General features: G+C 55.9%; 3 protein-coding genes. 2 read left to right on the plus strand and 1 reads right to left on the minus strand.

From position 1 onward, the window contains the following. The first annotated feature begins 1,809 nt into the window (after positions 1-1,809). The gene (locus tag ACYZGB_RS22570) at positions 1,810-4,788 is read left to right on the plus strand and encodes an RHS repeat-associated core domain-containing protein (RefSeq protein ID WP_462391210.1); all 2,979 of its coding nucleotides are present in this window, start codon (positions 1,810-1,812) and stop codon (positions 4,786-4,788) included. Beyond that, complete coding sequence (locus ACYZGB_RS22575; RefSeq protein WP_462391212.1) at positions 4,785-5,234, plus strand: hypothetical protein; 450 nt, start codon at positions 4,785-4,787, stop codon at positions 5,232-5,234. Before ACYZGB_RS22570 ends, ACYZGB_RS22575 begins: the two co-directional genes overlap by 4 nt. A gap of 35 nt (positions 5,235-5,269) precedes the next feature. Here the strand turns inward: ACYZGB_RS22575 and ACYZGB_RS22580 are convergent. After that, a partial coding sequence (locus ACYZGB_RS22580) for a hypothetical protein (RefSeq protein WP_462391214.1) occupies positions 5,270-5,489 on the minus strand: 220 nt, incomplete at its 5' end.

Genomic DNA, 5,489 nt, shown 5'->3' on the forward strand with positions numbered 1-5,489 from the left:
TCCAGCCCTGCTGGCGCAGCGATGCCAACGTCACTCTGTCTTCTGGCTGCAAGTGTTCGTATCTCGTTCTCATTTGCGTACATTACCCTCGGTGAGGGTGTTGCACTTCAGATTTGAGACCGCCCTGCCAAAACTATTTAAAACATGAAGTTATTTAATTTTTTTGCTGCTGTTTCTATTTTTCCTTTGATGGCTGTCGGAGTGCATGCGGCAGTTAATAAAATATCATCCCCTGCCACTCTTACTTGGGTTGGGGAAACTCATAAAGGAATATTTCGAGGTGAAATAAGTGAATATATGTCCATTGTCAATGAGAAGCATGCCGCTGATTTTTTGGCGTGCCTCCCTTCCATTGAAGTTTCTAATAATGGATGTAGCAAATTATCACTTTCAAGCCCAATTCCGGTGTCCTCAAATGCTGGTTTGATTAATGGTGTGCCTGCGCAAGTTAATTTCATTGGCCAGGCTACAAACCAAGATCGCGATGGGGTTCGCACTTATCAGGGGCTGTTTGGTCTTTTAACCTCTTATTGGTCGTGTCCGGGTAATTTGAATGTTGAGCAGGTTGGTCTGGGTTCGCAGGATGGCTCGCAATTAATATATTGCACGGAGCCTACGGGTACTTTGCCCAATCCTACTTATCCACCACAAATGTGTCCGGCAGATCCGTCAGGGTCGCACACGCAAAATCCTATACTTCCTGCAACTGGGCAAAAATATTTAATTGAGAGAGATTTCGTAGATGCTTCCCCTCATCCTCTGAATATAACTCGACGATATCTGGGAGGTCCATCGTCTCGTTTGCTAGCCGTTGCCAACCCTAATTTCCTTCTTTCCAGTTTGAATTGGGGGTGGCATTGGAGTATTGGAGATAATTCTTATGCATCTCTTGAAAGATATTGGGGTAGTGTTGCTCAATATCGGACGGGTGCTCCTGCTAAGACCCGAGACGTCAAATTGGCGACAATATTGATTCGTCGGGGTGATGGAAGTGAGATTCGATTCAGAGGCGCTGGCGTCAGTGGCTACATGTTTCGTGATGACCCAGCTAGCATTGATGGGCCATGGTCTCCGGAGATAATAAATTCTAAAGATTCCCTGGTGGAGTTGAGAAATGCCGATGGTGGATTAATAGGTTACGAGTATAAAAATTTTGAAGAAGAGGCTTCTTGGCAATTCGATTCGGTTGGGCGGTTAAAATCGCAAAAACAAAGAAATGGCTGGGTCATGAGTTTTGCTCATGATGCGGCAGGTTCTCTAAAATCAGTAAGCAATGCCTTTGGTAGGGTTGTTGATATTAATCATCAAGTTGGAGGTTTGGTTTTTTCTGGTAATTTTTCTTCAGGGCAAATTAAATATGGATACGATGCCTCTGGGAGGTTGATTGATGTAAATTACCAGGATGGGTCTCGGAAAAGATATGTTTATGAAAACAGTCGATTTCCCAATGCTGTCACTGGCGTGGTTGATGAAAATAATAATCGTATCGCCAATTATTCATATGATCAGCTTGGGCGAGCTGTGGCATCTAGTTTGGCTCTAGGGGCGAATGCCACCAGTGTCACTTATCCGACCGATATTGATGGATTGACATTTGTGGTGGATGGTCTTAATACTTCGCGTAGCTATGGTTATAAAGTTGTAAATGGTAATTTGGCGGTAATAAGTTCTACTGCCCCCGATTCGCTTGGCATGCGTGATGCGCGTGCTAGGGCATTTAATGAGTACGGACTTGTTACTGGTGAATTGAGTTTTCAGGGTGAGACGACGCAATATGAGTGGGAAAACTCTCGACGTTTATCCGTCAAAGTGACAGAAGCCGCAGGCACTCCCGAAGAGCGCACCACCGTCACTCAATGGCACCCCAGCCTGCGCCTGCCGGTCACCATCACCCAACCGGGCCGCACCACCACCTACACTTACGACAGCCAGGGCAACCGCCTCTCAGAAACCATCACCGACACCAGTGGCGGCACCGGAAACGGCACCACCCGCACCACCAGCTGGACCTACCACGCCAGCGGCCTCGTTGCCACCGAAACCGCCCCCAACGGCGCCACCACCAGCTACCAGTACGACAGCGCTGGCAACCTGACCCGCGCCACCAACGCCCTGGGCCATGTAGACACCTACACCCACGATGCAGCGGGGCGGGTGCAGACCCACACCGCGCCCACGGGGCTGGTCACCACCTACACCTACGACGCCCGGGGCCGTGTCCTCACAACCAACCGGGGTGGGCAGCTCACCACGCTCACCTACCGCCCCTCGGGCCAAGTAACCACTGCTACGTTGCCACACGGCCATGTGGTCACCTACACCTACGACGCCGCCCAGCGCCTCACAGGCTGGAGCGACAACCGGGGCAACTCTGGCGCCTACACCCTGGACGCCATGGGCAACCGCACCCGCGAAGACCTGCGCAATGCCCAGGGCCAACTCGTGTGGCGCCTGGCACGCACCATCAACAGCATTAACCGGGTAGAGAGCGTGACCCTGGGCAGCCAGACCACCACCTACGGCTACGACGCCAACGGCGACTGGGTGGCCGCCACGAACGGCCTGGGCCAGGGCACCAGCCAAAGCCTGGACGCCTTGCGCCGCACCAAGGCCATCACCAATGCAGAAAACGCCACCGCGTCCCTCAGCTACAACGCCCTCGACGCCGTCACCCAGGCCACCGACTTCAAAGGCGTAGCCACCACCTACACCCGCGACGCCCTGGGCAACGCCACCAGCGAAACCAGCCCCGACAGCGGCAGTGAGAGCGCCCAATACGATGCCCTGGGCCTGCCCAGCACCATCACCGACGCCCTGGGCCAGGCCACCACCATCGAACGCGACCTGCTGGGCCGCCCCACGCTCATCACCCATGCCGGTGGGCGCACCGCCACCCTGCGCTACGACCTCACCCCCGCAAGCAAGGGGTATCTGGGCGAAATCCTCGACCCCAGCGGCACCACCACCTACGAGCGCGACGCCCATGGCCGCGTCACCACCAAAACCCAGCGCCTGATCAACGGCGACACGCGCAGCGTCAGCTACGCCTACAACGCCCAGGGCCTGCTGGCCAGCACCACCTACCCCGGCGGGCAAGTGCTGCAGCATGTGTACGACACCACCGGCCAGCTCACCGGCCTGACCTTGGCGGGCCAGCCGCTGGTCAGCGGCATCACCTGGAACCCCCTGGGCCAGCCCACCGGCTGGAGCTGGAACTTGCCCGGCGCCACAGCCGCCATCCCGGCCACCCGCAGCTACAACACCGCAGGCCAGGTCACGGCCACCGACTTCAGCAGCTACCAGTACGACGCGGCAGGGCGCATCCACACCCTCACGCAAAAACTCTGGCGCCCGGCCAACACCAACCCCCAGGCCAGCACCATCAGCCAGGCCACCAGCACCTGGACGGTGCAATACAGCCCCACAGGCCGCATCACCGGCTTCACCAAAACCACGGCGGCCAACGCCCCGGTGGATACCGCCACCTTCTCGTACGACACCAACGGCAACCGCACCACCAGCACCCGCGACGTGGCAGGCACCAGCACCAGCCGCACCTATGGCGGCGACGCCAGCCACAACCGCCTGCTGGGCTTTGAGCAAACCACCAGCGCGGCAGGCAACAGCGCCACCACCAGCGTCACTTACCAATACAACAGCGCAGGCGACCTGCTGGGCGACGGCCTGACCAGCTACCTATACGACAGCGAAGGCCGCATGGAAAGCGCCCGCACCGGAGAAGGCGAAGACGCACCCACCACCAAGTACGCCCACAACGGCCTGGGCCAGCGCGTCTTCAAGACCGAGCCGCTGTACAGCGCCGCAGGCAAACCCGCCAGCACCAAGAACCTGAACAACCTGCTGGCCGATGACGGCGAAGACGGAGACAGCGACAAGCAAACCCAGGCAGAACCACCCGGCCTCATCCAGCAAATTCTCAACTTCTTCAGCAAACTCTGGAGCCCCGGCACCAGCGACGCAGAAAAGCTGGGCTACAGCTACGTCTACGCAGAAGACGGCAGCCTGCTGGGCGAATACGGCTCGGGCGGCAGCAACAGCACAGGCACAGCCCAATACATCTACCTGCCCACCGCCAGCGGCCCCATGCCGATAGCGGCAGTGATCAAAGGCCAAACCTACGCCGTCCACAGCGACCACCTGAACACGCCAAGAAAACTCACCCAGCCCGACGGCCAGGTGGCATGGCAATGGGCGTACAGTGCGTTTGGAGACGAACAGCCCACCATTGGGGCCAAGCGGTTCACCAGCGAGAGCACCACACCGACCACGGGCGCCACCAGCATCCCGGAAGTCACGTTCAACCTGCGGTATCCGGGGCAGTACTTTGATAAGGAGACGGGGCTCCATTACAACTACTTCCGGACTTATGCGCCGGGTACGGGGCGGTATACGCAGGCCGACCCGATTGGGTTGGATGGGGGGTGGAATCGGTTTGCATATGTCAATGGCAATCCGTTGAGCTTCATTGACCTATTTGGCTTAGCTGACAATTTTTTTGGCATCAATGATCCGGACTTCTGGAAATGGTGGGAAGCCAATAAATTTGATTACGGCCCATTCGATAAAAGCCATCCAGGATTTAATCCAAAGAAACCTTTCGACTTGCCAAACCGCGACACAGCACTTTTACTTAAGGATGAGTATGAACAATGCAAAACGAGAGATAGTGGTCGCGGGGGCAAGAATAGAGGAGGTAGGCCCACTACCAACGATCTTATTCGAGGGGGTGGGCGTGGGGGTGGCGGCCGTGGTGGCAGCGAAGAGTGAGAAAGATTCAAAATATGGCTGACTATTGTTCAATTCATATTCGCTCGGATGTACGTCCTGAACTACCAGACAACTTTCTAAGAGATGGGACGATAGAAGTTAGATATACAGACAACGAATCGCCGGAGCGCCAAGCAAGCTTTCATCGGCTTGCCAAAAATGGCATCGTTAAGCGTCTCAATCTGCCTCGATACCATTGGACGTTCAACAGTGAAGGTTTCGTTGAAGGGTTTGACGTGTACCAACATGTCTCGTGGATACTTAAACAAATCCACCCACTTCATGCAATTCCGCAATTAAATGAGCTTGGTTTCGAGTGTTTGCTGCAGTTCTACTGGGAGGGCAATGGCACTGGCGGTGGGCCTTTGGTCACTCCAGAGCTTGGCGCTCTGCTAATGGAAAACAATATAGGCTTGCAGTTCGGCTTTTATTTGCAAGACCGCTAACTCGTGAAAGCACTGGGGTCATGAAAGCATTGGGGTCACCCATTAGCCGTCCCCGTCAAGTGGCAAACACACGCCCCTGCACCGCAAGAGCGCACCTTTTTGTCCATCCGGATTGCTCCTTCAAGACCGCATCCCCCGTCCTCGAACTCACCGCGCGCTTGGTTCTCGATGTTTGGTTGCGCCGCAGCGCACCAGTCACCCATCAGGATCAAGGCTTTGGACATAGCGCAGTGATGCGCCTTGCCTGCGGCCCCT

This window comes from Acidovorax sp. Q11 (genome assembly GCF_054950075.1).